We start from the raw sequence: 23,015 nt of genomic DNA on the forward strand, positions 1-23,015 counted from the left end.
CCTACCGGCGCTCAAAGAAGCGGCTCGCGGGCCAGCAGATAACTATCCATGATCCAGCCGTGCTGGTCGCGAAGCGCGGTCCGGCGCTCGAGAATCTGTTGCTCGACGTCTTTCAGGCGCCCTTCGATCAGGCACTGCTTCTCCATGCTAAGATACGCCCCCCACCAGATATGCACGTGCTTATCCTCGAGCACACTGAACGCCCCGCCGCTGTCGAGCATTACGGCAACGGTTTCGGCATCGGTCGGCCAGCCCTTCTCGCGCAGGCGGCGGCCGGTGGTGATGTGAACGGCGCCGGCCAAAGCGTTGAGCGGTATGCGGTGCTCGGCGGTGAGCACCTGAAGGCTGGTGATGCCGGGGATGACGTTGACTGTGAGCGCGCGCCCGGCGTCCAGCAGGCGCTTTGCGATGCGCAGGCTGCTGTCGTAAAGCGAGGGGTCGCCCCATACCAGCATGGCGGCGCGCCCGCCGTCGGGCAGGTGTTCGTCCAGAAGCTGCGCCCATACCGCGGCAATCGCGGCGTGCCAGTCGTTCACCGCGCCCAAGTACGGCGCCTCACCATCGCGGGTGGGCAGGTCGAATTCGATGATGCGCGTGGGGCTTTCACCTTCCAGCAGCTCGTCGCAAAGCAGGCGGCGCAGGTCGATGAGATCCGCTTTTGATTCACCCTTGCGCGGTAGCAGCACCACGTCCGCCGCGTTCAGCGCGCGCACGGCGGCGAGTGTGACGTGCTCGGGGTTGCCGGTGCCGATGCCGATAAAAGCAAGCTCGATCACGGCGCGCCCTCCTCGCCGCCGGCAAACGGCGAATCCGCCGATTGGGGCCGAAAGCGGCGATCATAACCTACCGCGTACAGGCTGCTTTCCTGGAAGTCGTCGGCTTCGAGGACCGGCCCTACCAGAATCAGCGCCGTGCGCTGGAGCGTGTGGTCGATCAGGGATTCCACCGTGGACAGGCGAGCGCGCACCACGTGCTCGTCCGGCCAGCTGGCCCGCCAGACGATGGCCACCGGGCACTCTTTACCGTAATGCGGCGTCAGGCTTTCCACCACTTGGGCCAGGTTGTGAATGGAGAGGTGAATGGCGAGCGTTGCCCCGGTGCGGGCGAAGTGGGCAAGCGTTTCCCCTTCCGGCATGGCGCTTGCTCGGCCCGGTGTGCGGGTCAGCACCACGGATTGCGCCACGCCGGGCAGCGTCAACTCCTGGCCAAGCGTTGCCGCCGCGGCGGCAAACGAGGGCACGCCGGGGGTGACACTAAACGGAATATCCAGCGCCCGCAGGCGGCGCAGCTGCTCGCCCATGGCGGACCACACCGAGAGATCGCCGGAGTGCAGCCGGGCGATATCCTGGCCTTGCGCGTGGGCGGTCTGGATTTCCTGCATGATCTCATCGAGCGACAGCGGCGCGGTATTGATGATGCGCGCACCAGATGGGCAGTGCTCGAGAATTTGTTCGGGAACGAGCGACCCCGCATACAGGCACACCGAGCAGGCGGCGATCAAATCACGCCCGCGCAGCGTGAGTAAATCCGGCGCGCCGGGGCCTGCGCCAATAAAATGAACCGTCATCATCCAACTCCTTGCGCCGCAGTGGTGGCCACCGCGGCCGTGGCCTTTCTATCGTTTGAAACCGTGCGCGGACCCAAAAGCCGCGCCCCTTGGCCCGCGGCCAGCAGCGCCACGGCTTCGGCCACGCTGCCGGTGCCTTTTTCACGCAGGCTGTAGGCGGAATGCGTCAGTGTGGTGGCGCTGGGGAGTGCTGCGTCCGCCACGCTTATGACCGAAATGTTACGGGCGCTTCCCAGCGCTTGAACCAGGGGCAGCATGCTGTGCGCCGCCGCCAGCCGGTCAATGGGGCCGTACTCGGCGATCAGCTGATCCAGCGCCTGCTCAAGCGACGCCTGCGTTGCCGGCGACCGAAAGCCGAACCCGGCAACGGTATGCGCGGGGCTGGCGGCTTTTTGAATGGTCATCGAACGCCGCGCCACTGCACGATCGGGTAGCTGGCTTTCCAGCCCCGTCGCGTGCCCATGGGGGCGGCGTGGGCCAGCTCCAGGCGCAGCAGTTCGCCGCCGGCCTGTTGCTGCCAGTGCGCAAGTAGAGCTTCGGATTCCAGGGTGACCGCGTTGGCCACTATCCGCGTGCCGCTGGGCAACACCAGCCATAAGGCATCCAGTAGCTTCCGGGAAAGCCCGCCGCCGATAAACACCGCATCGGGCAGCGGCGCGTTTTCGAGTACCGCTGGGGCGCGGCCTTCGTTGACGTCCAGCCAATCGACGCCCAGATTGCGCGCATTGCGCCGCGCCCGGGCGGCGCGATCAAAATGCTGCTCGAAGCCGATGGCCTGGTTATCCGGGTGGGCCAGCAGCCACTCGATGGCAATGGAGCCAGAGCCCGTGCCGATATCCCACAGCCGCTCACCGGGTCTGGGGGCCAGTGCGCAAAGCGTCAGGCTTCGCACGGCCTGCTTGGTGATCTGGCCATCGTGCTCGAAAAAGTGATCCGGCAGGCCCGGCGTGAGCGGCAGCGCGGGGCCGGAACCGGCCACCTCGATACCCACCGCCACCGGGTGGGCGATATCCTCGGGAAGCGCTTCAGCCAAGCCCAGCGTGAGGATGCGCTCCTCCGCACCGCCCAGCGCTTCCAGCACGGTGAGCCGGGAATCCGCAAAGCCGAATGTTTTAACCAGCGTGGCCAGTTCAGCCACGGCGGCGCCATCGCGCAGCAGCACCAGCAGGCGCCGGCCGCTTTGCAGGTAAGGACGAATGCGAGTGAGTGGTTTGGCGTGCAGGCCCAGGCAAGTGCAGCGCTCGAGCGGCCAGCCAAGCCGCGCCGCCGCCAGGCTGAAGGTCGAGGGCGATGGCACGGCACTCCACTCATACGCCTCCAGGTGGCGCGTAAGGCTAGTGCCCGCGCCAAACCAGAACGGGTCATTGGAGACCAGCATGACCACACGGCGGCCGCGCTCGGCCAGAAGCGCGGGGATGCCCTCAATAAACGGCACCGGCCACTCGCGTACCTCCGCGTTCAGCGGGGGCAGCAGGCGCAGGTGGCGGCGGGCGCCAAATACGATCTCGGCACTCTCCAACAGTTCGCGGCTTGCCGCTGTCAGGCCCGCTGTGCCACTCTCCCCCCATCCTAACAGTGTGAGCCAGAAAGCCTTGTCAACTAACGCCATGATTAATGTCCTGATTCTTGGGGGTACGAGTGAGGCCAGCGCCCTGGCTTGCGCCATAAGCAAGCGTGGTATTGCCGCCATCTTCAGCTATGCAGGCCGCGTCAAAACGCCTAAAGCGCAGCCGCTGCCCACCCGCGTGGGCGGTTTTGGCGGCGCCGAGGGTTTGGCGGCCTTTATCACCCAACAGCGCATCACCCATATTATTGATGCGACCCACCCGTTTGCCTCACAAATGAGCCTGAACGTGCTGGCCGCCAACCGGCAAACCGGCGTACCGGCGATTGCCCTGACGCGCCCGGCATGGCGACCTGCCGCTCATGATGACTGGCAGCACGTCGCGAGTATCGAAGCGGCGGCAAGCGCCCTGGAAGGCCCGCCCCAGCGCGTGCTGCTCGCCATTGGCCGCATGCATCTGGCCGCGTTTACCGCCAGGCCCCAGCACCACTATGTGCTTCGCCTGGTGGATGCGCCCGCCGCCCCGCCACCGCTTGCCCATTTCACCACCACGGTGGATCGCGGCCCCTTTACGCTGGAAGGCGACCTGGTCCTGCTCAAGCACCAGCGTATCGAGCGCATCGTGTGCAAGAACGCCGGCGGCGACGGCGCCCGCGCCAAGCTCGATGCCGCACGCAGGCTCGGCGTGCCGGTGATCATGATCGAGCGCCCCCAGCTTCCCGCCCGCCGTGAGGTGCACGGCGTCGATGAGGTGCTGGCCTGGCTTGACGATTCACGACGCTGAGCGCGGTGTATACACCAGCGGCGCGCCACTGCGTTCGATCAACCGCGTTTGCCGGGAGCCGACGATCACCAGCGTGCGCATGTCCGCCATGTCGGGCGTGGCCTCACCCAGTGTCGTCACGCGGATAGACTCGTCCGGCGTTGACACCGCCCGGGCGAAGATGATCAGGCGCTCGGGCTCGCACGCTTCACGCAGCACGTCCAGGGTGCGTTCAAACCCCACCGGGCGCGATTTGGAGCGCGGGTTGTAGAACGCCATGGCAAAATCCGCTTCCGCCGCCAGGCGCAGGCGCTTTTCGATCAGCGCCCAGGGCTTCAGGTTGTCGGATAGATTGATGCAGCAGAAGTCGTGCCCCAGCGGCGCGCCCGCGCGGGCGCTGGCGGCCAGCATCGCGGAAATCCCCGGCAGTACCTGAATATCAAGCGCCCGCCACGCGGCGTCGCCGGCTTCCAGCGCCTCGAATACGGCGCTTGCCATGGCAAACACGCCGGGGTCGCCGGAAGACACCACCACCACCCGGCGGCCCTCGTGCGCCATGCACAGCGCGGCCTCGGCGCGGCGAATCTCTTCACGGTTGTCCGAGCCGTGGCGGGTCAGGCCCTCGCGCGGGGCGACGCGCTCGACGTAGGGCACGTAGCCGACCACGTCCGTGGCCTGGTCGAGCGCGGCCGTGACTTCCGGGGTAATCATCGATTCCGCCCCCGGCCCCAGCCCGACGATTTTGACCCAGCCGCTCATGGGCGCCTCCCGTGTCCGTGAATCAGCACGATGGAAAAGTACGGCACTTTGTCTCCGGCATCCTTCAGCGGCACCACGCGCTGGTTCTCCATGGCGGCGTACTCAATCAGCCAGGCGTCCGCCTCGCGCCCGGCACTTTTCAGCGCCCGGCGCAGCTTGTCCAGGTGGCGGCCGATCTTCATCACCACCAGCGCGTCGGTTTGGCGGATGCGCTCGACAAGCGTGTCTTCCGGCAGTGTCGCCATCGCCACGGTGAGCACGTCATCGCCCCAGGTAATGGGGGCGCCAGAAGCGGTCCACGCCGCCGACATGCCGGTAATCCCCGGCACCACGGAAACCGGCACGCGGTTGCGCAAGCGCGTATACAGATGCATGAACGAGCCATAGAAGAACGGGTCACCTTCGCACAGCACGACGACATTGCACCCGGCCTCGGTCATCTCGATCAGCTGCGCCACGCTGTGTTCGTAAAACGTCGAGAGCAGTTGATTGTAGCGCGGGTCGTCGAAGGGAATTTCCGTGGTGACCGGGTACTCCATGGGCATCTCGACCACGCCGGGCGCCAGCAGGCCCTCGACGATGCTGCGCGCGTGCCCGCGGCGGCCCTTCTTGCGGAAATAGGCGATATGCGTCGCACCACGGATCAGCCGGTCGGCGCGCACGCTCATCAGATCCTGGCTGCCGGGCCCGAGGCCCACCCCAAACACGCAACCCTTGCTCATTCGACACGATCCGCCAGGGCGTTGATGGCGGCCACCGTCACGGCACTGCCGCCCAGGCGCCCACGCACGATGCAGCTGGGAAGCTCGGGCGTGGCAAGCAGCGCCTCCTTGGACTCCGCCGCGCCCACAAAGCCCACCGGGCAGCCGATGATGGCCGCCGGGCGCGGGCAGTCCGGGTCTTCGAGCATGTTGAGCAGATGAAACAGCGCCGTAGGCGCGTTGCCAATCGCCACCACCGCGCCTTCCAGGTGCGGGCGCCACAGTTCGAGCGCCGCCGCCGAGCGGGTGTTGGCCATCTCAAGGGCAAGCGCGGGGGTGCGCTCGTCATTGAGGGTGCAGATAATCGCGTTATCCGCCGGCAGGCGCTTGCGGGTAATGCCTTCGGATACCATGCGCGCATCGCACAGAATCGGCGCGCCCGCCTCTAGAGCGGCGCGCGCCTTGTTGACCACGTCATATTGAAAATGGATATGCGCGGCCAACTCGACAAGCCCCGCGGCGTGAATCATGCGCACGGCCACGGTCTCTTCCTCTGCAGAAAAGCGGGCAAGCTCGGCCTCGCGGCGAATGATCGCAAAGGACTCCCGGTAAATCGCCGGGCCGTGGGTTTCATAGGTGTAAGGCACCCAAACTCTCCAGATAAATGAAAACGTCAGACTCGCTCAGCCCGGTAGCCACCGGCGCGCTATCGGCGCGGCCGTCGGTAATGACATCAAAACGCCCGTTGCGGCCGGTCAGGCAAATGGCCGCCGGTTGCCGCCGGGCGCAGCCCTTGGCGCAGCCGGAAATATGCACGCTGGCGGCGTCCACCTCCGTCAGCCGCTCGGCCAAGGAGTGGGTGGCGACACTCGCCTGCTGGCAAAAAGGCGCGCCGGGGCAGGCGTCCATCACCAGCCGCGGGTCGTCATTCTGACCAATGACCTCGTCAAGCGCTGGCATGGCGGCGGCGCCCGGCTGCTTGATCAGCAGTCTGCGCCAGGGCGTTACCCGCAGGGCGCTCACCGCCTTCGAGGCGACCAGCGTGCGCAGCGTCTGGGCGCTTACCCGCCCAAACGGCAGGCCGGCCACCACGCCCCCCTCATGCTTGCCAATGGCCAGTTTCGCGCCGGGCGGGGCCGGGGGCGTATCTGCCACTGCCCAGGCGGGCAGCGGTGCGCGGTGCTTGGCCATACGCCCCGCCGCCGCGCCGCCGCTTTGCATGAACCAGTGGGTCAGGCGAATCAAGAGCGCCACGGCGGCCTCGGCATCGGTCACCGCCGTGCCCAGTGTGTGGCCCTCCAGGCGTACCAGCAGGCCACCGTCTGCCGAGCGCTCGATGCGAAAATCCGCGGGGCTATCGCGCAGCACCGGCGCGGCGCCCGCGTCGATGGCGATGCCTACCTTGGCGGGCATTTCGGCAAGCTCCGCGCCCCGTGCCTGCAACTGCCGGGCGATGGTGTGGGTGGCGTCCCCCGCTTGCCACGCCGGGGCCAGCATCAGTTGGGGCTGGCGTTCGGCCTCACTGCTGTCGCTCACCAGCTGATGCTCGATGAGAAACGCCATCAGCGGCGGCCAGCTGGCCTCGGTCACGCCGCGCAGCTGGATATTGGCCCGGCGGGTCAGTTCAAGCAACCCGCTGCCGAAGCGCTCGGCGGCCTCACACAGCGCCAGTGCCTGTGTGCGGGTCAGCTCGCCCAGCGGCGGGCGCACGCGCACAAGCCACCCGTCACCGGTGGCCATGGGCCGCCAGGCGCCGGGGCACCAGCCCTTTACTTGCGGCTCGCTCATGGGCCGCCCCGCTCTCGGGCTTCGTCCATTTCCAGCAGCAGGTCTTCAAGGGCGGCGCCGTGTTCGCCGGGCGCCTGCCACATGCCGCGCTGGGCGGCTTCCAGCAGGCGCTCGGCCATCTCTTCAAGGGCTGCCGGATTGTGGTCGCGCAGAAACTGCTGGTTGGCGGGGTCGAGCACCAGGGCGTCGCTGACCTGGGCGTACTGGTAGTCGGCCACCAGGTCGGTGGTCGCGTCATAGGCAAACAGGTAATCCACCGTGGCGGCCATTTCAAACGCGCCTTTATAGCCGTGTTCGCGCATGGCGTTGATCCACTTGGGGTTGAGCACCCGCGAGCGGATCACCCGGGCAAGCTCTTCTTTCAGCGTGCGAATCCTGGGTACCGCCGGGTTGGCGTGGTCGGCGTGGTAGATCACCGGCGCCTGACCGGCAAGCGCACGGCTGGCATTGGCCATGCCGCCCTGAAAGGCGTAGTAGCTGTTGGAATCGAGGATATCGTGCTCGCGGTTATCCTGATTCTGCATTACGGCGTCCAGCCCCTGGAGCTGCTGCTCGAAGGCGCCTCGCGCGGCGGTGCCGGAATCCGCAAACTGCCCGTAGGCGTAGGCCCCGGCGCCCAGGTAGGCCTCGGCCAGGTCATCGGCGTTTTCCCAGCTGCGGTTCTCGATCAGCCGGTTAAGGCCCGCGCCGTACTCGCCGGGCTTGCTGCCGAAAATGCGATAGCGAGCTTCTTGCGCCGCCTGCTCGGCACTCAGGCCTTCGTCTTGCAGCGTTTTCTGGCGCGCCATCACCGCCTGGCGGATGGTGTTGCTGTCGCCGGGCTCCTCAAAGCTCGCCACCGCCTGCACGGCGGCATCGAACAGGCGGATCACATTGGGAAACGCATCGCGGAAGAAGCCGGACACCCGCAGCGTCACGTCCACCCGCGGCCGATTCAGCAGCATCGAAGGAATCACCTCGAAATCGATCACCCGCTGGGAGCCCAGCGACCACTTGGGCCTCACGCCCATCAGCGCAAAGGCCTGGGCGATGTCGTCGCCGCCGGTGCGCATGGTGGCGGTGCCCCAGATGGAGAGCCCCAGCCGGCGCGGGTAGTCGCCGTTATCCTGCAGGTAGCGCTCGACGAACGCCTGGGCGGACTTTTCGCCCAAGCGCCAGGCGGCGGGCGATGGAATCGCGCGGTTGTCCACGCTGAAGAAGTTGCGCCCGGTGGGCAGCGTATCCAGCCGCCCGCGGCTGGGGGCGCCGCTGGGGCCGGCGGGTACGAAAAGCCCGTCAAGGCCATCGAGCAGGGACTGAATTTCCAGCGACACGCCGCGCTGCATGGTCGCCCACAGCGTGCGGGCAAAGCGCAGCTGCTCCGCCGTGGCGGGGTAATGGGAGGTAAGCGCTTCAAGGGGGCGGTCACCCAGCACGTACTCATTGACCCAGTGCTCGGCTAAAAGCTCCAGGCGCTCGCGGGTGTCCGCGCCGGTGCGCCAGGGGGCATCCAACTGCTCGGCGAGAATAGCGGGCCTGGCGCCCTGCCACGGCTCGCTGCCGGCGGCCAGCGGGTCGATATCGAGGGCCAGGTCGCGGGCGAGGTTGTGCAGCAGGCCGCGGCTTGCCACGCCCTCGCCTCTTGGCAGGCGCAGCAGCGCCACCAGTGTGCCCGCGCGCTTTTCACGCGGCGGCGGCGTGCCCAGAATGTGCAGGCCGTGGCGGATCTGGGCTTCCTTGATATCGCACAAGAAGGTATCCAGGGCGTTGAGTATCTCGGCCTCGCACTCACCGTTCACCGCATGGGCGAGTTCCCGGTCGATGCCGGTGTCGCGCAGGTGCGCAAGAATCTGGCTGCGAATCAGCGCCTCGCGCCGCGGGTCCATATCCAGCGCCTGGTAGTACTCGTCACACAGCGCCTCCAACTCGGCCATGGGGCCGTACAGCTCGGCGCGGGCCAGCGGCGGCATCAGGTGGTCGATGATCACCGCTTGGCTTCTGCGCTTGGCTTGTGCCCCTTCGCCGGGGTCGTTGACGATAAACGGATAGAAGTGCGGCAGCGGCCCCAGCGCAATATCCGGCCAGCACTCGGCGCTGAGCGCAGTGCTCTTGCCTGGCAGCCACTCGAGATTGCCGTGCTTGCCCACGTGAATCACCGCGTCTACCCGGTAGTGTTCGCGCAGCCACAGGTAGAACGCCAGATAGCTGTGCGGCGGCGCCAGCTCCATATCGTGGTAGGACTGGGTCAGGTCCTCGATAAAGTCGCGCTCGGGCTGAATGCCTACAAAGGTGTCCCCAAGGCGGATACCCGAGATCATCAGCCGCCCCTGGCGGCACTTGGGATCGTCTTGCGGCGCGCCCCAGCGCGTCCAGATGGTGTTCTGGAGCGTAGCGGGCAGGGTTTGAAACCAGGCCAGATACTCCTCAACGCTGATGCTTTGCCAGCAGGCGCGCTGATCGAGGCTGCCGTGGTCGTTGGTGACTGCGCCTTGTAACCGGCGGATCAGCTCGTCGCCGTCCGCGGGCAGCTCGTCCACCGGGTAGCCGGCACCCTGCAGGGCGCTCAGAATATTCAGCGTCGAGGCGGGCGTATCCAGCCCTACCCCGTTGCCGATGCGCCCGTCGCGGTTGGGGTAGTTGGCCATGACCAGGGCGATGCGTTTTTGCGCGTTGGGCGTTTCACGCAGCCAGCAGTAGCGCCGCGCCAGTTTTGCAACGAACGCCGCACGCTCCGGGTGCAGGGCATGGTGAGTAATCGAGAGCTGGCAGCGCTCGTTAAAAAAGGCCTCGGCCTTGAAGCCCACGGCCCGGGTGATCACCCGCCCGTCCATTTCCGGCAGCACGATCTGCATCGCCACATCGCGGCTGTGCAGCCCGGCGGCCATGCCCTGCCAGTCCTCCACCGTGCTGCTGGCCAGCATCGCCTGAAGCACCACGGGACGACCAATGAACAGGCTTTGCATTTCATCGCCCAGCCCGTCGGTTTCATCGGCGTTGCGGTTCACCGAAAAGCTGGTGGTGTTGATGATCAGCGAGGCGCCGGTCTGCTCGATGAGATGATTGGCAAACTCGATGCACGGCCCCTCCTTCAGCGAGGCCACGGCCACCGCCAGCGGCGCCAGCCCTTCGGCCTCGAGTGCGGCCAGCATGCCGTCGATCACGCCGGTGTTGGCGCCCTGCAAATGGCTGCGATAGAACAGCAGCAGGCACACCGGCCGGCCGTCTTCGTACTGCTTGCGCCACTCGCTGAGGCTGGCCGCCGGGCGGCTCGATTCACGTTCCTGCGGGGCGTAAATCACTGCCGCCGGAATCACCTTGGGCTCCTGCCAGGCAAACGCACGGATTAGGCAGTGGCTGGCAATAAAGCGCAAAAGCCCTTCGGCGTTATCTACGCCGCCTTCACGCAGGTAGCGCCACACGCGGTAGGCGTCATCGAAGCCGATGCTCGAGTCTTCCAGCAGCGCGTCATCCGGCGCGTCGCAGCCCGGCACCAGAATCAGCTGGCGCTCCGGCTTCGCCGCCGCCCAGGCCAGCAGGCGCTCATGGCCATACTGCCAGTAGCCCTTGCCACCTAACAGCGACACCACCACCAACCGGGCCTTTTCCAGCACCCGATCTTCGTAGAGATCATACGCCGCCGGCTTGATCAGGTTCATCCAGTTGGCCAGGCGCACCGAAGGGTACGCCTCCCCCAACCGCTCGGCGGCCTGAGCCAGCGCCGAAAGATTGCTGTCGGCGGCGGACAGGATGACGATCTCGGCGGGGCTTTGTTGAAGATCGACGATGCCTTCATCGTCGACAAAGCCCCCGGGCTTGGCGGCAAATAGATGCATTAAGGTGTCGCCGCAGTCTCGGCAGCGGCCAGCGCCTCGTGCAGCTCGGTGCTATCAAGCCCGCGGCCGATAAATACCAGCTGGGTCTGGCGCGGCTCGTCCTGGCGCCATAGCCGGTCGAAGTAGCCGTCCAGACGCTCACCCACCGCCTGAATCACCCGGCGCATGGGCTTGCCGGGGATAGCGGCAAAGCCCTTGGCGCGGTAGATCTCGTGGCTTTTCAGCAGCGCCTGCAGGTTGCTTTCAAGGGCGGTGGCGTCTACTTCGCCCAGGGTAATCACGCAGGAATCGAAGTGGTCGTGGGCGTGGTCGTGGTGTGCGCCTTCGGCATGGTGCTTGTCGTGATGATTGGTAATCTTGTCGATATGCGCTTCACTGGCGGCGCCAATGCCCATCAGGGCTTCCAGCTGGGCCGTATCAGTGGCCTGGGTCTGGTCGATAAACAGCGTCTTGACCGAGGCCGGTACCCGCGCCTGCACCAGCGCTTCCACCCGGGCCTTTTCATCGGCGCTCAGCAGATCGGTTTTGGTCACCAGGACTAAATCCGCCGCGCTTAACTGATCGTCAAGAAGCTCTTGCAGGCTGGGGTCATGGTCCAGGCTGTCATCCGCCAGACGCTGGGCGGCGACCTTGGCTTCGTCGCTGGCAAAGCGCCCGGCGGCCACGGCGGGGCCGTCGATCACGGTAATGATGGCATCCACGGTGCAGTGCTGGCGGACGTCCGGCCAGTTGAACGCCTGCACCAAGGGTTTTGGCAGCGCCAGGCCGCTGGTCTCGATCAGGATATGGTCGATATCGCCGCGCCGCTCGACGAGCTTTTTCATCACCGGCAGAAACTCTTCTTCCACGGTGCAGCAGATACAGCCGTTGGCGAGTTCATAGATGCCGTCGTCCCCTTCGAGCGCCTGGCCTTCACCGGGCTCACAGTCGAGGGCGCAGCTGCGCAGCAGGCTGGAGTCGATATCCTGCTCGCCGAATTCGTTGACGATCACGGCGATCCGCTTGCCGGTGATCTGGCGCAGGATATTGGCAAGCAGCGTGGTCTTGCCGCTACCCAGAAAGCCAGTCACAACCGTGGCGGGAATTTTATTTAACTGCATGAAAGGATTCCTCAATATGGGAGCTTGCGGCCGTGGCCTGCGCTGAATCGTTGCCGGGAGCGTGGCTGAAAAGACGCGCCACCGCGGCCGGGTTATTCGGGAAAAACAGGTGCAAGTAGGTCGTGGTCAGGCGCCCGGCCCGGTAGATCGGCTCGCCAGGTGCGGGGTGGCGCTGACGGCGCCCGTAAGCGATGGGCTCAGGCGTTTGCCCGGCCATGGAACGATGGTGGGCATGGCCGCGAATGGGCCCTTCGGGCAGCTCGGCGGTCTGCATACCCTGGCAGCCTCGGCGCCCGCGCATGGCGCCGTGCCCCGGCAGTAAACCGAGCATGGCGTGCGTGTTCTCGGCGTAGTCGGTGAGCGTTTCCAGGCTATACAGCATGCCACCACACTCGGCGAGAATGGGGTTGCCCGCGCGAAAGAAGCCTCTAATGGCATCGCGCATGGCGGTGTTCGCCGCCAACGCCTGCGCGTGAAGCTCCGGGTAGCCGCCGGGCAGCCACAGCGCATCGCACTCGGGCAGGTCGGCATCGGTAAGCGGTGAGAAAAAGCGCACGCGCGCGCCCATCTGCGCCAGCGCATCCAGGTTGGCCTGATAGATAAAGCTGAACGCCGCATCGCGGGCCACGCCTATCGTATGCCCGGTCAGCGCCTGCGGCACCGCAGCAAGCGCCTCGGCCGGCGCACTGAAACTGACCGGCGAAAGCGTGGCCAGCGCGTCCAGCAGCCCCGCGGCTTCCAGCGCCTGCGCCGCGGCCTCGAAACGAACTTCCAGCTCAAAACGAATCTCTTCGGCCTGCACCAGCCCCAGGTGGCGCTCGGGAAGTGTCAGTTCAGGGTCACGGGGTACGGCGGCCAGGAACGGTAGGGTGTCAGGCAGCGCGCCTTCAATCAGCTCCCGGTGGCGCTGGGAGCCGCAATTGTTGGCAATCAGCCCGGCAACATGGATATCGTCACGAAAGCCAGCAAGCCCCGTTACCAGCGCGGCGGCGGTTTGGGCCATGCCTTTGACATCCATCACGATGGCCATGGGAATGCCAAACAGCGCGGCCAGATCGGCGCTGGATGGCTCGCCGTCATGAAGGCCCATGGCGCCTTCCACCAGAATCAAGTCGGCCTCGATAGCGGCTTCATAAAAGCGCTGGCGGCAGTAGGCTTCACCGGCCATCCATAAGTCGAGCTGATCCACCGGCTGGCCGGAGGCCTGGGCGAGAATCTGCGGGTCCAGGTAATCCGGGCCGGTCTTGAACACCCGCACCACCTTGCCCTGATTGCGCAGTAGCCGCGCAAGCCCGGCGGTTAGCGTGGTTTTGCCTTGGCCTGAGGCGGGGGCCGAAATAAACAGCGCGGGGCAGCTGGCAGAAGGTTGGTTCATCAGTATTCGATCCCCGCTTGCGCCTTGACGCCGCCGCGAAACGCGTGGCGCTCGTCTTGCACGATGCTGATGGTGTCGGCGATCTCCTGAAGCGGTGTAGCCATGGTGCGTCCGGTGATGATCACGTTCTGGTGCGCCGGGCGGCGCTGTAACGCCTCGACCACGGGGGCGGTATCCAGGTAGCCGTACTTGAACATGTAGCTCATTTCATCGAGCACGATCAGCCCGTACTCCGGGTTCTCGAGTAACCCCTTGGCCACGGCCCAGGCGGCCTCTGCGGCCTCGATATCCCGCTCGCGGTCCTGGGTTTCCCAGGTGAAGCCGTGGCCCATGATGTGCCAGTCGAGCCTTGGGTGGTCGCGAAAGAACAGGTACTCGCCGGTCTCGCGGCGACCCTTGATGAACTGAATGACGGCGCAGCGCTGGCCGTGGCCCAAAGAGCGCGCCATGGTGCCGAAGGCGGAGCTGCTTTTGCCCTTGCCGTTACCCTTCAGGAGAATCAGCACGCCGCGCTCCTGCGTCGCCTGGCTGATGCGCTCATCGACCACGTCTTTCTTGCGCTGCATGCGGCGTTGATGGTCCGTCATGAAAACTCCTTGATTGGCAGTGTGCAGTAGCGTGCGTCAAGCTCCCGGGCAAGCCTTGCCCCCTGGCCGCGCTTGACTCTGGCGCCTTCGGTATCCAGCACCAGGCAGTCGCCTGGCGGCGCCAGACCCACAAGGGACTCCCGGGTGCGGCCATCGGTAATCAGGTAGGTATGAATGGCAAGGCCCGGCTCGCGGCGCTGCCACTGGCGCACCAGCTGGCCTGCCTGAACGATCATGGCGCGCAGCGGCGTGCCGCCCCCGCCCTCCGCCGAATCGAGCCGGGCCGCCAGGCTCTTGGGCGCACTCTGGCGGGGCAGCAACGAGGTGATGGTGTCGTTGCCGAAGCCAAACACCGCCATCTGCTCACGCCCCAGATACGCTTGGCGAGCAAGTGACTCGACCCAGCCCTTGGCACGGCCCAGCAGGCGCTGGCCCAACGTCGAGCCGGACGTATCCAGCAGCACCAGGTGCACCTTCGGCTGCCCGGCCCGCGCCGGGCGGTAGCGGAGTGTTTGCCAGGGCCAGGCGCCGCGGTTGGCGGCAAGCGTGGCAAAGGTATCCAGGCGCGGCGCGGGAGGCAGCGTGCGTGTGTGCGCCCCGTGCCCCAACTGGTGGCCCTTGCGGGCGCCGCCTTCGGCAGCGCCGCGCTTGCTACCCGGCAGCATTGGAGCTTCAGGTAGGGCCGCCGCTTCCGTCTGCCGGGTTTGATTAACGGGAGGCATCGCGCCCCACTGCCCCGCCTCGCCCGGCTGCCCCGCGCCGCTGCCTGCTTGAGCCTTGCTGCCAGTGGGCGGCGAGCCGCCGCCGCTCTGTTCAGAGGGCGGAGCAGGTGGCGGATTGTTTGAGGCGCGCGGCGTCTCTTCCCGGGTGCGCCGGTGCGAAAGCACCCAGGGGGCGACGGTGTCGATATCGGTTTGGTCGATGGCTTCCTGGCCCTGCCAGGCGGCGTGGGCCTGGGCGGCGCGGTGCCAGGTCACGTCAGCGCGCAGGCCCTCGACGCCCACCGCCTCGCAGCGCTTGGCGATCTGCTCGTATACCCAGTCCGGGGCGCTTACCGCGTCGAGCCGCTGCCGGGCGCGTTCGATGCGCTGGGTCAGCGAACGCTGCTCGGCGTCAAAATCCGCCGCGTAGCCTGCGGGGTCACGGTCGAACGCTTCGCGCTGGCGCACGATGGCGATGCGCTCTTCCACGCTGATCGAGGCCGGCTGCTCCAAACAGAGGCCGAAGCGGTCCAGCAGTTGCGGGCGCAGCTCGCCTTCATCCGGGTTCATGGTGCCGATCAGGCCAAAACGCGCCGGGTGAGAGTGGCTCAGGCCGTCGCGCTCGACGATATTGACGCCGCTGGCGGCCACATCGAGCAGCAGATCCACCAGGGTGTCGGGCAGCAGGTTGACCTCATCGACGTAGAGCACGCCGTTGTGCGCCTTGGCCAGAAGCCCTTCGTGAAAGGCGGCCTCGCGCTCGGTGAGCACTTTCTGAATATCCAGGCTGCCGGTCAGGCGCTCCTCACTTGCCCCGAGCGGCAGCGTGACAAACGGCGACGGGCCAAGGCTCGTGGCCGGCAGGATGGCGGCCAGCGCCCGGGCCAGGGTGGATTTGGCGCTGCCCCGCGGGCCGCTGATCAATACCCCGCCGATGCGCGGGTTGACGGCGTTGAGCAGCAGCGCCGTCTTGAGCGCGTGCTGGCCGACCACGGCGGCAAAAGGGAACGGGGTCATGGGTGCCTCCAGGCACTGTCAGAAAGATCCGTGGGGGGTGCGGCGCGTTCCACGCGCGGCATGTAGACCGGCGCGCCGTCCATTTGCGCAACGCTCAGGCGCTGACGATAAAGCCGCTCCAGAGCGCCCAGCGTCATCACCTCGTCGCATCGCCCGGCGAGGGCCTCGCCGTCCGGGTAGAGCAGCAGAACGTGGCTGCACCAGCGTGCGGCCAGGTTGAGATCGTGCAGGCACATCATCACCGCACGGCCCTGGCGGGCCTCGACGCTTATCAGCGCCATCACCGCGCTTTGATGGTGAAGGTCCAGGTGGTTGGTCGGCTCGTCCAGAAGCCACACGGCAGGGTTCTGGGTCAGCACGGTGGCCAGCGCCACGCGCTGGCGCTCGCCGCCGGAAAGCGTGGAGACCGGGCGCGATGCGAGCGCTTCAAGATCGAGCGCGCTCAGGGCCGACTGCAGCCGCTCGATATCCTCGAGGCTTTCGCGCTGCCAGAGCGACAGGTACGGGTGGCGGCCCATCATCACGGTCTCGGAGACCGTGGCGGGGAAACCGTCCATGCGCTCCTGAAACAAGAGCCCCAGCCGCCGGGCGATAGACCGACGCCTGAGCGAGCCAAGCGGTTGCCCATCCAGGCATACGCGTCCCGTGCGCGGCGCGGTGAGGCCCGCCAGGGTGTGCAAAAGCGTCGTCTTGCCCACGCCGTTGGGGCCGAGCACCCCCCACACCTGACCAGGTTCGAGCGCGAACTCCATCGCTCCACCTGCGCTTCTGCCGGGGATGGCAAGTTTCAGGCCCTCTGCCTCGAGCCGTGGCGCTTTCGCCTCGGGCGCTTTCGCACCACGCCGGTTCATGGGCGGCTCCGGTACAAGAGCAGCAGGAAGGTGGGCACGCCGAGCAGCGCGGTGATGACACCGACCGGCAGCTGCTCCGGGGCAATCAGCGTGCGCGCGAGCGTATCGGCCAGCAGCAACAGCGTGCCGCCAGCCAACGCGCAGGCGGGCAGGATACGGCGCTGGTCGTTGCCCAGCACCAGGCGCAGCATGTGCGGCACGACCAGCCCCACGAAGCCGATGCTGCCGGCGGTGGTGACCGCCACGGCGGTCAGAAGACTTGCCAAAAGATAGATGCCCCACTCGAAACCACGCACGGTCACCCCCAGGGCGGCGGCCTGCAGCGAACCACGGGCGAGCACGTTGAGGCTTCTCCCCAGCGGCCATAAAAGCGCGCAGGTCAGCAGTAAAACGACAAGCGGCGGCCAGGGCGTGCGCGCGTAGGCAAGATCGCCCATCAGCCAGTAGAGCATGCCCGGCAGGCGCTCGGCGGGGCTCATGGCGAGCATCAACGTGACCAGCGCGCCCCAGCCCGAGGCCACGACCACGCCGGTGAGCAGCAGTCTCGCCGGCGTCCAGCCGCCGCGGCCCTGAGCGAGGCCAAACACCAAAAGCGTTGAAAGGAGCGCCCCGGCAAACGCCGAGCCGGTCACCAGCAGCCCCCCCAGGCCCGCCAGCATCGCGCCAAGCGCCCCGATGCTGGCCCCGCCGGAAAGCCCGAGCACGTAGGGGTCGGCGAGCGGGTTTCGCAAGAGCACCTGCATCAGCGCCCCCGCCACGGCGAGCAGCCCGCCCACGGCAAAGGCGGAAAGCGCCCGGGGCAAGCGAAGATCGAACACCAGGGTGTGAGCGAGGCTATCGCCCTCCCCGAACAGCGCCTGCATCAGCTTTGCCACCGACAGCGAAGCGCTGCCGGTGGCGAGCGCCAGCAAAAGCGCGGCCAGGGCGAGCGCCGTCAGCGCCACGGGCCAGAAACTCAGGGAGCGGCCATTCACGGCGCATCTTCCCGAGCCGTCGCGAGATGCCCGCAAAGAAGCCTCGCCCCTTCGGCCAAACGCGGCGTGGGCCGCTGAAGGAGGGACGGCGGCACGAAGTAGAGGTGATCGTTTTGCACCGCACGAAGCTCGGGGTACCGGGTCCAGTGATCGAGCCAGTCGCGGTTCTCCTCGCCCATGCCGCCGGCCACGATCACGGCCGGGTCGGCGGCGAGCACCGCCTCGTCATCGAGGCGCGGCACCAATCTTCCCAGCTCGCCAAACACGTTGCGCCCGCCGCACAGGCGGATCACCTGGCCAATCAGATGCTCGTCGTTGACGCTCATCAGCGGTGAGTCCCACACCTGGTAGAAGGTATCGACCGACGCTTCCCCCGCGTACTGCGCCCCGAGCGCGGCCATGTCGCTTAAAAAGCGCTCTGCCACGCGGCGACCTTCCGCTTCGGTGCCGGCAAGCGTGGCGAGGCGCTCGATGGCGCCGGCCACGCCGTCGACGCTGCGCGGCTCGATATAAAACACCGCCATGTCGAGGGCTTCCAGCGTCTCGAGCTGCTCGGCGGGGTTGCCGGTCACCCAGCCGATGGCCAGATCCGGTTCGAGCGCGACCAGCGCTTCCAGATCGAGCCGGGTATGGCTGCCGACCGAGACAACGTCTCGAGCCTCGGGCGGATAGTCGCTGTAAGAGACCACCGCGACCACGCGATCACCCGCGCCGGCGGCATAGACGAGTTCCGTCGCGCCAGGCGAAAGCGCGGCGATACGGCTGGCAGGCGCGCTCAGGCACACCTCGCGATCCAGGTCATCGAGCGCGCACACTTCGGCCCGAGCGGCGCTAACGCAAAGCGCCGCCGCCAACCCCACAAGCCATTTATTGACCAAAGTTGACGCTCAGAAACGCCGCGCGCCCGGCGTTGATGTAGTCGGCGCCGTCGAACGAGCGCGTAGTGACGTAGTCCTGATCCAGGGCGTTTTCCAGCGTCACCCGGGCACTCCACAGCGGTGCGAATTCCCAGCCGGCGCGCAGGTTCACCAGGCCGTAGCCGGCCAAGCGATCCTCGTTGGCCGCATCCCGGTAGCGGTGGTTCTGGGCGATCCAGGAGCCGCCGGCCGAAAACTCGCCGAGCTCGCGGTCCACGTCCAGGCGCAGACTCTGGGTCGCGCGGTTCTGCAAACGGCTGCCGGTGGCGCGGTTTTCCGGGTCGGTGTAGGTGAGCGCTGCGGCAACCGTCCAGCCGCCCTGCTCCACGCCGCCGGAAAGCTCGGCGCCGCGAATGCGCGAGGTCGGCACGTTGAACTGCTCGCCCTGGCCGGCAATCAGGTTGTCGATGTCGGTCTGGTAGAGCGCGGCGTCCCAGAAGACGCTGGCGTACTGGCCGCGGGCGCCGAGCTCCACGGTTTCGGAGGTCTCGGATTCGAGATCCGGGTTGCCGAAGTCCGGGTAGTAAAGCTGGTTATAGGTCGGCGCGTTGAAGGCGGTGCCGACGCTCGCCCGCAGGGTATGGTTCGCGTCGAGGTCGAAGCCGAGCGCCACGCTTCCGGTCACCTCGTCGCCGTAGCTTTCGTTGTGATCGAAGCGGGCGCTGGTTTGCAGGGTGAACGGGGCGAAATCGAAAAGCGCCTGGGTGAAGGCGGCGGTGTTGTCGCGGCTCGTCTCGTCGTAATCGACGGTGCTGTCGATGCGGTCTTCGCTCTGCTCGACGCCGGCAATGAACTCGTGAGCCCCCACGGTGAAGGTGTTTTCAAGCCGCGCGGTGCGGATGGTCGTATCGAAGGTGGAGTCGCCGAACTCGTCAACGTTATCGCTTTCGTCGCGGGCCTCGGAAAGTGTCACCCGCGAGCGCCAGGCATCCCCCACCGGAAGCTCGGCATAGACGCCGGCGACCTGCTGGACAAAGTCGTTCTCGCCGCCGTCGTACTCGTTGTTGCCGCGTGCGCGCAGCGCCAGTACGCCGGCCTCGCCCCCGTTATCAAACGTGTGCGACACCCGGGCGAGTGCCGTGGTGTTGTCATAGCCCTTGTCGTCACCGCTGCGGCGCACCGGCACGCCGTCGGTGTTGAAGTGGCTCGCCGCGAAGCTATAGCGGGTGCCGCCCTCTGACCCGCTGAGCCCTGCGCTTGCGCGCGCCGTGCCGAAGGAGCCGCCGCCAAACGAAAGCCGGGGCTGCGGGCCGTTGCCCTCCTCCGGGGCGTGGGTGAAGAGCTGCACGACACCGCCGATGGCGTCCGCCCCGTAAAGGCTTCCTTTTGGTCCGCGCACGATTTCGGCGCGCTCAAACAGGCGCGGGTCGAGACTTCCCCAGGCCGCCCCGCCGCTGGTGGCCGAGCGCAGGCGAATGCCGTCGATCAGCAGCACGTTCTGGCTGCTGCCGGTACCGCGAAGAAACACGCTCGCATTCTTGCCGAAGCTGCCGTTACTGGAAACGTCGACCCCGGGCTGGCCACGCAAGAGGTCCGTGACGCTGACAGGGTCCTGCCGGTGAAAAGTGGCCTCATCGAGCACGGTGACGGATGAAAGGCTTTGATTCGCGGTGCGCGGGGCAAGAGCCGCGGTTACGACCACCGGGTTGAGCGGCTGCTTCTCCTCGGGAGTGTTCGAAGACACCGTTTGGGCGTGAACGGCCAGCGGCAGTGCGGCGAGCGTAAAGGCGGCAAGCCCCAGGGTGGGTCGCGCGTAGGTCATGATAAGCCCCTTGAGCCGTGCTCACCCGCACGGCCGATTTTTTTATGGCCGCGCGGCGAAGGAGCAAGGGGAAATGCGGGGTCGAGTGCCCCGTATCAGCCCTGAGCACGCCCTCCGCGACTCGGCATTGATGGTAGTGAAACCGTGGTTTTGGGCCGGTCTCCGGGCTGACGAGCAAAAAGGCGAGGCCTTTTTCAAACGGCGGCCTTCCCATGTCGCGCGCGACACAGTGGCGTAGTGGCCGTTGTTGACTCGATTACCGTTGCGGGGGCAGCGCTGGAATGGACACCAGCTTCCCGTTTAACCGACGCAAGGTCGGCACCCAAAAGTGAGCGTAAACTAGCAAGCCGTTAAGGCCAGGTCAATCGCACTCGGCCAGGCTCGCTTGCGCAATGCTGGGCGCGGCCAGGCGCTGCACCAGGCCGTGACGCACGTACCAGACACGCTCGGCGTGGCGCGCGGCGTCCTGGCTGAACCAGCCGTTGAGATCGCGAAGGCGGCGCTCTTCGCGCGCCATGGGTACCAGCCCTCGGCCGACCTCGCTCAGGATCAGCACGATCGTGGCGTTGCACGCCTTCGCGGCACGGCAAAGCGCGGCCAGATCCTCGCGCCACTGGGCGCGCAGGCGGTCGCTGTCGGTATCAAAAGCGCCGTCGCGGGCCACCCAGTCGAGCACGCCGTTGATCACCAGCGGCGTGTCGGGAATCAGAATCGAGTGGCAGTCCGCCAGCCGCTGGCCCGGGGCGAGGGTCCACCAGGCGGCGTTTTGAAAGCGCGTTTTTACGGCGTCGCGCTTGCCTGCGCGGGCACCGCCGATGAAAAGCTGCATTGCCACTCTCCTTCTCTAGCGCGATGGGACAGGTTCAGGCGCCGGCCGGTGGCCTGGGTCACCGTGGCCTCCCAGAAATCCACGGTTTCAAAACGCCGTCTCAGTTCACGAATCACGCCGCCGTGGGTGACGGCCAGCACGCGCCGGTGGCCCAAAGCGCGCGCGTTGTCGGCAAGCGTCGACAGCCAGCCGTCAAGGCGCGTGCGCAAATCCCCGGCGGATTCGCCGCCGGGGATTTTAAGCTCTCCAACGCTATCAATCCATGCCCTGTAGCCCGGATTGTCCTTGAGTTCGTCGTAAACCTTGCCTTCATACTCGCCGAAATCGAGCTCGCGAAGTCGGGGCTCCAGATAAACGCTCTCAGTCGCAGCGTCGGGCCGGGCCCACTCGAGGGTTTGACGACAGCGGGTCAGATCGCTTGCGTAGATCGCATCGAAGTGCTCATCCTCCAACGCTTTTTTGAGCGCATTGAGCCCCGGCTCGGCGTCGGGAAACAAAAGCGCGATATCACGCTGGCCCTGGTAGCGCCGTTCAAGGTTCCAGGCGGTCACGCCGTGGCGAACCACCACCAGCTCCACATCAAGATCACTAGCCAAAGCTCGACTCCTTCTATTAACGCGCCAATCATGTCGCCGTTGATGCCCTTGAAGGCGCGAAGCACCCCGGCGCGAAACAGCACGGTAAACAAAAGCGCCCCGGCCAGCCAGCCAAGTAAGGGCGGATAAAAAAGCGCCACGCCCAAAAGCGGCACCAGCGAAAGCGCCACGTCCACAGGGGCCAGCGAGCGCTTGAACGCGTAGGCGAGCCCGCTGGGTTGGACGCAAGGGCTCAGCACCAGCATGGCGGCGCCGGCAAAGCGGGCAAGCGCCGGCACGATCAAAAACCAGAGCGCGGGCGCGCCGATATCAACCAGCGCACAGAGCAGCACCGCCTTCCAGGCGAGCAGGAAAAAAAGCGCCAGTATCCCGAAGCTACCCACCTGCGGGTCCTTCATAATTTCCAGGCGCCGCGCAAGCGGCTGATTGCTGCCAAGGGCATCGGCCAGGTCCATCGCGCCGTCCAGATGCAGGCCGCCGCCGAGCGCCACCCACAGGCTCAAAAGCGCCAGTGCGGCGATGGGCGCCGGCAGCGCTAATGCATCAAACGCCAGCGCAAAAAGCCACAGCAGCGCACCGATGAATAGCCCAACCAATGGGTAGGCGCGCAGCGCCCAGCGCCGGGTCGACGCATTCCAGGGGCACTCGATCGGCAGCGGTACGCGGGTCAGAAATTGAAACGCCAGCACGGCGCCGTAGAGGGCGTTTTTCACGGCGATGACTCTTCGCTGTTTCGGGACGTGGTGTCCAGGTGGGGATGAACGTCGAGATCAGCCTTCCACTCGATGGCGCACCCAGCGATTACTTCGATCACCGAGTCCGCTTGCTGGGCCAGCAGCCGGTGAAGGCGCTGCAAAAACGTCACGAAACGCCAGACGCCCGGGTCCGACGGCAGCGGCGCTTCGTTGAGATCGTTGGAGACGATGACCAGGTGCAGGCCTCGAGTGCGGGCATCGCCGAGCAGCTTTTTTAGGCAGCGCAGACCCTCCCGCTCGGCCTCAAACGGCTCGAACGCCGGGCCAAACAGTAGCTGGCTGGCCCAGAGGGTGAGGCAGTCGAGCAGCACTGCCTGGCCGTCGGGTACAGAAGCGACCGCTTCGTCCGGGTAAAGCGGCGCCTCCAGCGTGACCCAGCGGGCGTCACGGCGGGCCTGGTGGCGCGCGGCGCGCTCGCTCATTTCGCCGTCGTCCTGGCGGGCGGTGGCCACGTAGTAGCAGCGCTCGCCCCCCGCCGCCAGCGTGAGCGCTTCGGCCAGTTGGGATTTACCCGAGCGTGCGCCGCCGCTGACGAAAACGATCATCGTACGCTCGAGTGCGAGCAGCGCGTGATATTACACGGCGCGAGCCTTTCAC

Annotated in this window: 22 protein-coding genes and 1 riboswitch; of the genes, 1 reads left to right on the plus strand and 21 read right to left on the minus strand. The window is 66.5% G+C overall.

Annotated features, from left to right (window positions below; translation table 11 throughout):
- Positions 1-11 precede the first annotated feature (11 nt).
- The 4 genes from cobF to cbiE are packed head-to-tail and all read right to left on the minus strand — an operon-like array spanning position 12 to position 3,176.
- Positions 12-776: a precorrin-6A synthase (deacetylating) gene (gene cobF, locus RN346_RS10220; RefSeq protein ID WP_311961053.1), complete on the minus strand. Its 765-nt coding sequence runs from the start codon at positions 774-776 to the stop codon at positions 12-14.
- Positions 773-1,567, minus strand: a complete 795-nt coding sequence (cobM, locus tag RN346_RS10225; RefSeq protein WP_311961054.1) for a precorrin-4 C(11)-methyltransferase — start codon at positions 1,565-1,567, stop codon at positions 773-775. Before cobM ends, cobF begins: the two co-directional genes overlap by 4 nt.
- Positions 1,567-1,971 (minus strand): cobalamin biosynthesis protein, encoded by a 405-nt coding sequence (locus RN346_RS10230; RefSeq protein ID WP_311961055.1) that lies wholly within the window; start codon positions 1,969-1,971, stop codon positions 1,567-1,569. The genes cobM and RN346_RS10230 overlap by 1 nt, the downstream gene beginning before the upstream one ends.
- The gene (gene cbiE, locus RN346_RS10235) at positions 1,968-3,176 is read right to left on the minus strand and encodes a precorrin-6y C5,15-methyltransferase (decarboxylating) subunit CbiE (protein WP_311961056.1); all 1,209 of its coding nucleotides are present in this window, start codon (positions 3,174-3,176) and stop codon (positions 1,968-1,970) included. Before cbiE ends, RN346_RS10230 begins: the two co-directional genes overlap by 4 nt.
- Here cbiE and RN346_RS10240 point away from each other — a divergent pair.
- Entirely contained in the window at positions 3,175-3,915 is a 741-nt protein-coding gene (locus RN346_RS10240) for a cobalt-precorrin-6A reductase (RefSeq protein WP_311961057.1), read from the plus strand. The two genes, cbiE and RN346_RS10240, sit on opposite strands and share 2 nt — an antisense overlap.
- On the opposite strand, the gene cobJ is transcribed toward RN346_RS10240, so the two are convergent.
- The 17 genes from cobJ to RN346_RS10325 form a co-directional block, all read right to left on the minus strand.
- On the minus strand, positions 3,904-4,653 hold the full coding sequence (gene cobJ, locus RN346_RS10245; RefSeq protein WP_311961058.1) for a precorrin-3B C(17)-methyltransferase: 750 nt from the start codon (positions 4,651-4,653) through the stop codon (positions 3,904-3,906). The two genes, RN346_RS10240 and cobJ, sit on opposite strands and share 12 nt — an antisense overlap.
- Positions 4,650-5,375, minus strand: a complete 726-nt coding sequence (gene cobI / locus RN346_RS10250) for a precorrin-2 C(20)-methyltransferase (RefSeq protein WP_311961059.1) — start codon at positions 5,373-5,375, stop codon at positions 4,650-4,652. The genes cobJ and cobI overlap by 4 nt, the downstream gene beginning before the upstream one ends.
- Positions 5,372-6,001, minus strand: coding sequence for a precorrin-8X methylmutase (locus tag RN346_RS10255; protein ID WP_311961060.1), 630 nt, complete (start codon positions 5,999-6,001; stop codon positions 5,372-5,374). The genes cobI and RN346_RS10255 overlap by 4 nt, the downstream gene beginning before the upstream one ends.
- Entirely contained in the window at positions 5,985-7,142 is a 1,158-nt protein-coding gene (locus RN346_RS10260; protein ID WP_311961061.1) for a cobalamin biosynthesis protein CobG, read from the minus strand. Before RN346_RS10260 ends, RN346_RS10255 begins: the two co-directional genes overlap by 17 nt.
- The gene (gene cobN, locus RN346_RS10265) at positions 7,139-10,954 is read right to left on the minus strand and encodes a cobaltochelatase subunit CobN (RefSeq protein ID WP_311961062.1); all 3,816 of its coding nucleotides are present in this window, start codon (positions 10,952-10,954) and stop codon (positions 7,139-7,141) included. The genes RN346_RS10260 and cobN overlap by 4 nt, the downstream gene beginning before the upstream one ends.
- A complete protein-coding gene (gene cobW / locus RN346_RS10270; protein WP_311961063.1) occupies positions 10,954-12,054 on the minus strand; it encodes a cobalamin biosynthesis protein CobW in 1,101 nt (366 codons plus the stop codon). The genes cobN and cobW overlap by 1 nt, the downstream gene beginning before the upstream one ends.
- On the minus strand, positions 12,041-13,429 hold the full coding sequence (locus RN346_RS10275; protein WP_311961064.1) for a cobyrinate a,c-diamide synthase: 1,389 nt from the start codon (positions 13,427-13,429) through the stop codon (positions 12,041-12,043). The genes cobW and RN346_RS10275 overlap by 14 nt, the downstream gene beginning before the upstream one ends.
- Positions 13,429-14,016: a cob(I)yrinic acid a,c-diamide adenosyltransferase gene (gene cobO / locus RN346_RS10280; protein WP_106375451.1), complete on the minus strand. Its 588-nt coding sequence runs from the start codon at positions 14,014-14,016 to the stop codon at positions 13,429-13,431. Before cobO ends, RN346_RS10275 begins: the two co-directional genes overlap by 1 nt.
- Positions 14,013-15,734, minus strand: a complete 1,722-nt coding sequence (locus RN346_RS10285) for an ATP-binding protein (RefSeq protein ID WP_311961065.1) — start codon at positions 15,732-15,734, stop codon at positions 14,013-14,015. Before RN346_RS10285 ends, cobO begins: the two co-directional genes overlap by 4 nt.
- Positions 15,731-16,585 carry an ABC transporter ATP-binding protein gene (locus RN346_RS10290; protein WP_311961066.1) on the minus strand — a complete coding sequence of 285 codons (855 nt, stop codon included), beginning with the start codon at positions 16,583-16,585 and terminating at the stop codon, positions 15,731-15,733. Before RN346_RS10290 ends, RN346_RS10285 begins: the two co-directional genes overlap by 4 nt.
- Positions 16,582-17,559, minus strand: a complete 978-nt coding sequence (locus tag RN346_RS10295) for an iron ABC transporter permease (RefSeq protein WP_311961067.1) — start codon at positions 17,557-17,559, stop codon at positions 16,582-16,584. Before RN346_RS10295 ends, RN346_RS10290 begins: the two co-directional genes overlap by 4 nt.
- Positions 17,556-18,437: a cobalamin-binding protein gene (locus RN346_RS10300; RefSeq protein WP_409335762.1), complete on the minus strand. Its 882-nt coding sequence runs from the start codon at positions 18,435-18,437 to the stop codon at positions 17,556-17,558. Before RN346_RS10300 ends, RN346_RS10295 begins: the two co-directional genes overlap by 4 nt.
- Positions 18,427-20,238 (minus strand): TonB-dependent receptor domain-containing protein, encoded by a 1,812-nt coding sequence (locus RN346_RS10305; RefSeq protein ID WP_311961068.1) that lies wholly within the window; start codon positions 20,236-20,238, stop codon positions 18,427-18,429. Before RN346_RS10305 ends, RN346_RS10300 begins: the two co-directional genes overlap by 11 nt.
- A 135-nt stretch (positions 20,239-20,373) precedes the next feature.
- Positions 20,374-20,579: riboswitch (cobalamin riboswitch) on the minus strand.
- Between the two features lie 20 nt (positions 20,580-20,599).
- Positions 20,600-21,067: a bifunctional adenosylcobinamide kinase/adenosylcobinamide-phosphate guanylyltransferase gene (locus RN346_RS10310; protein ID WP_263586889.1), complete on the minus strand. Its 468-nt coding sequence runs from the start codon at positions 21,065-21,067 to the stop codon at positions 20,600-20,602.
- The gene (locus RN346_RS10315; protein WP_263586888.1) at positions 21,019-21,663 is read right to left on the minus strand and encodes a histidine phosphatase family protein; all 645 of its coding nucleotides are present in this window, start codon (positions 21,661-21,663) and stop codon (positions 21,019-21,021) included. Before RN346_RS10315 ends, RN346_RS10310 begins: the two co-directional genes overlap by 49 nt.
- The gene (locus tag RN346_RS10320; protein ID WP_311961069.1) at positions 21,615-22,376 is read right to left on the minus strand and encodes an adenosylcobinamide-GDP ribazoletransferase; all 762 of its coding nucleotides are present in this window, start codon (positions 22,374-22,376) and stop codon (positions 21,615-21,617) included. The genes RN346_RS10315 and RN346_RS10320 overlap by 49 nt, the downstream gene beginning before the upstream one ends.
- A complete protein-coding gene (locus RN346_RS10325; protein WP_311961070.1) occupies positions 22,373-22,963 on the minus strand; it encodes a bifunctional adenosylcobinamide kinase/adenosylcobinamide-phosphate guanylyltransferase in 591 nt (196 codons plus the stop codon). Before RN346_RS10325 ends, RN346_RS10320 begins: the two co-directional genes overlap by 4 nt.
- Positions 22,964-23,015: the final 52 nt, after the last annotated feature.

Source organism: Halomonas sp. PAMB 3232 (assembly GCF_031954225.1).
Lineage (GTDB): Bacteria > Pseudomonadota > Gammaproteobacteria > Pseudomonadales > Halomonadaceae > Vreelandella.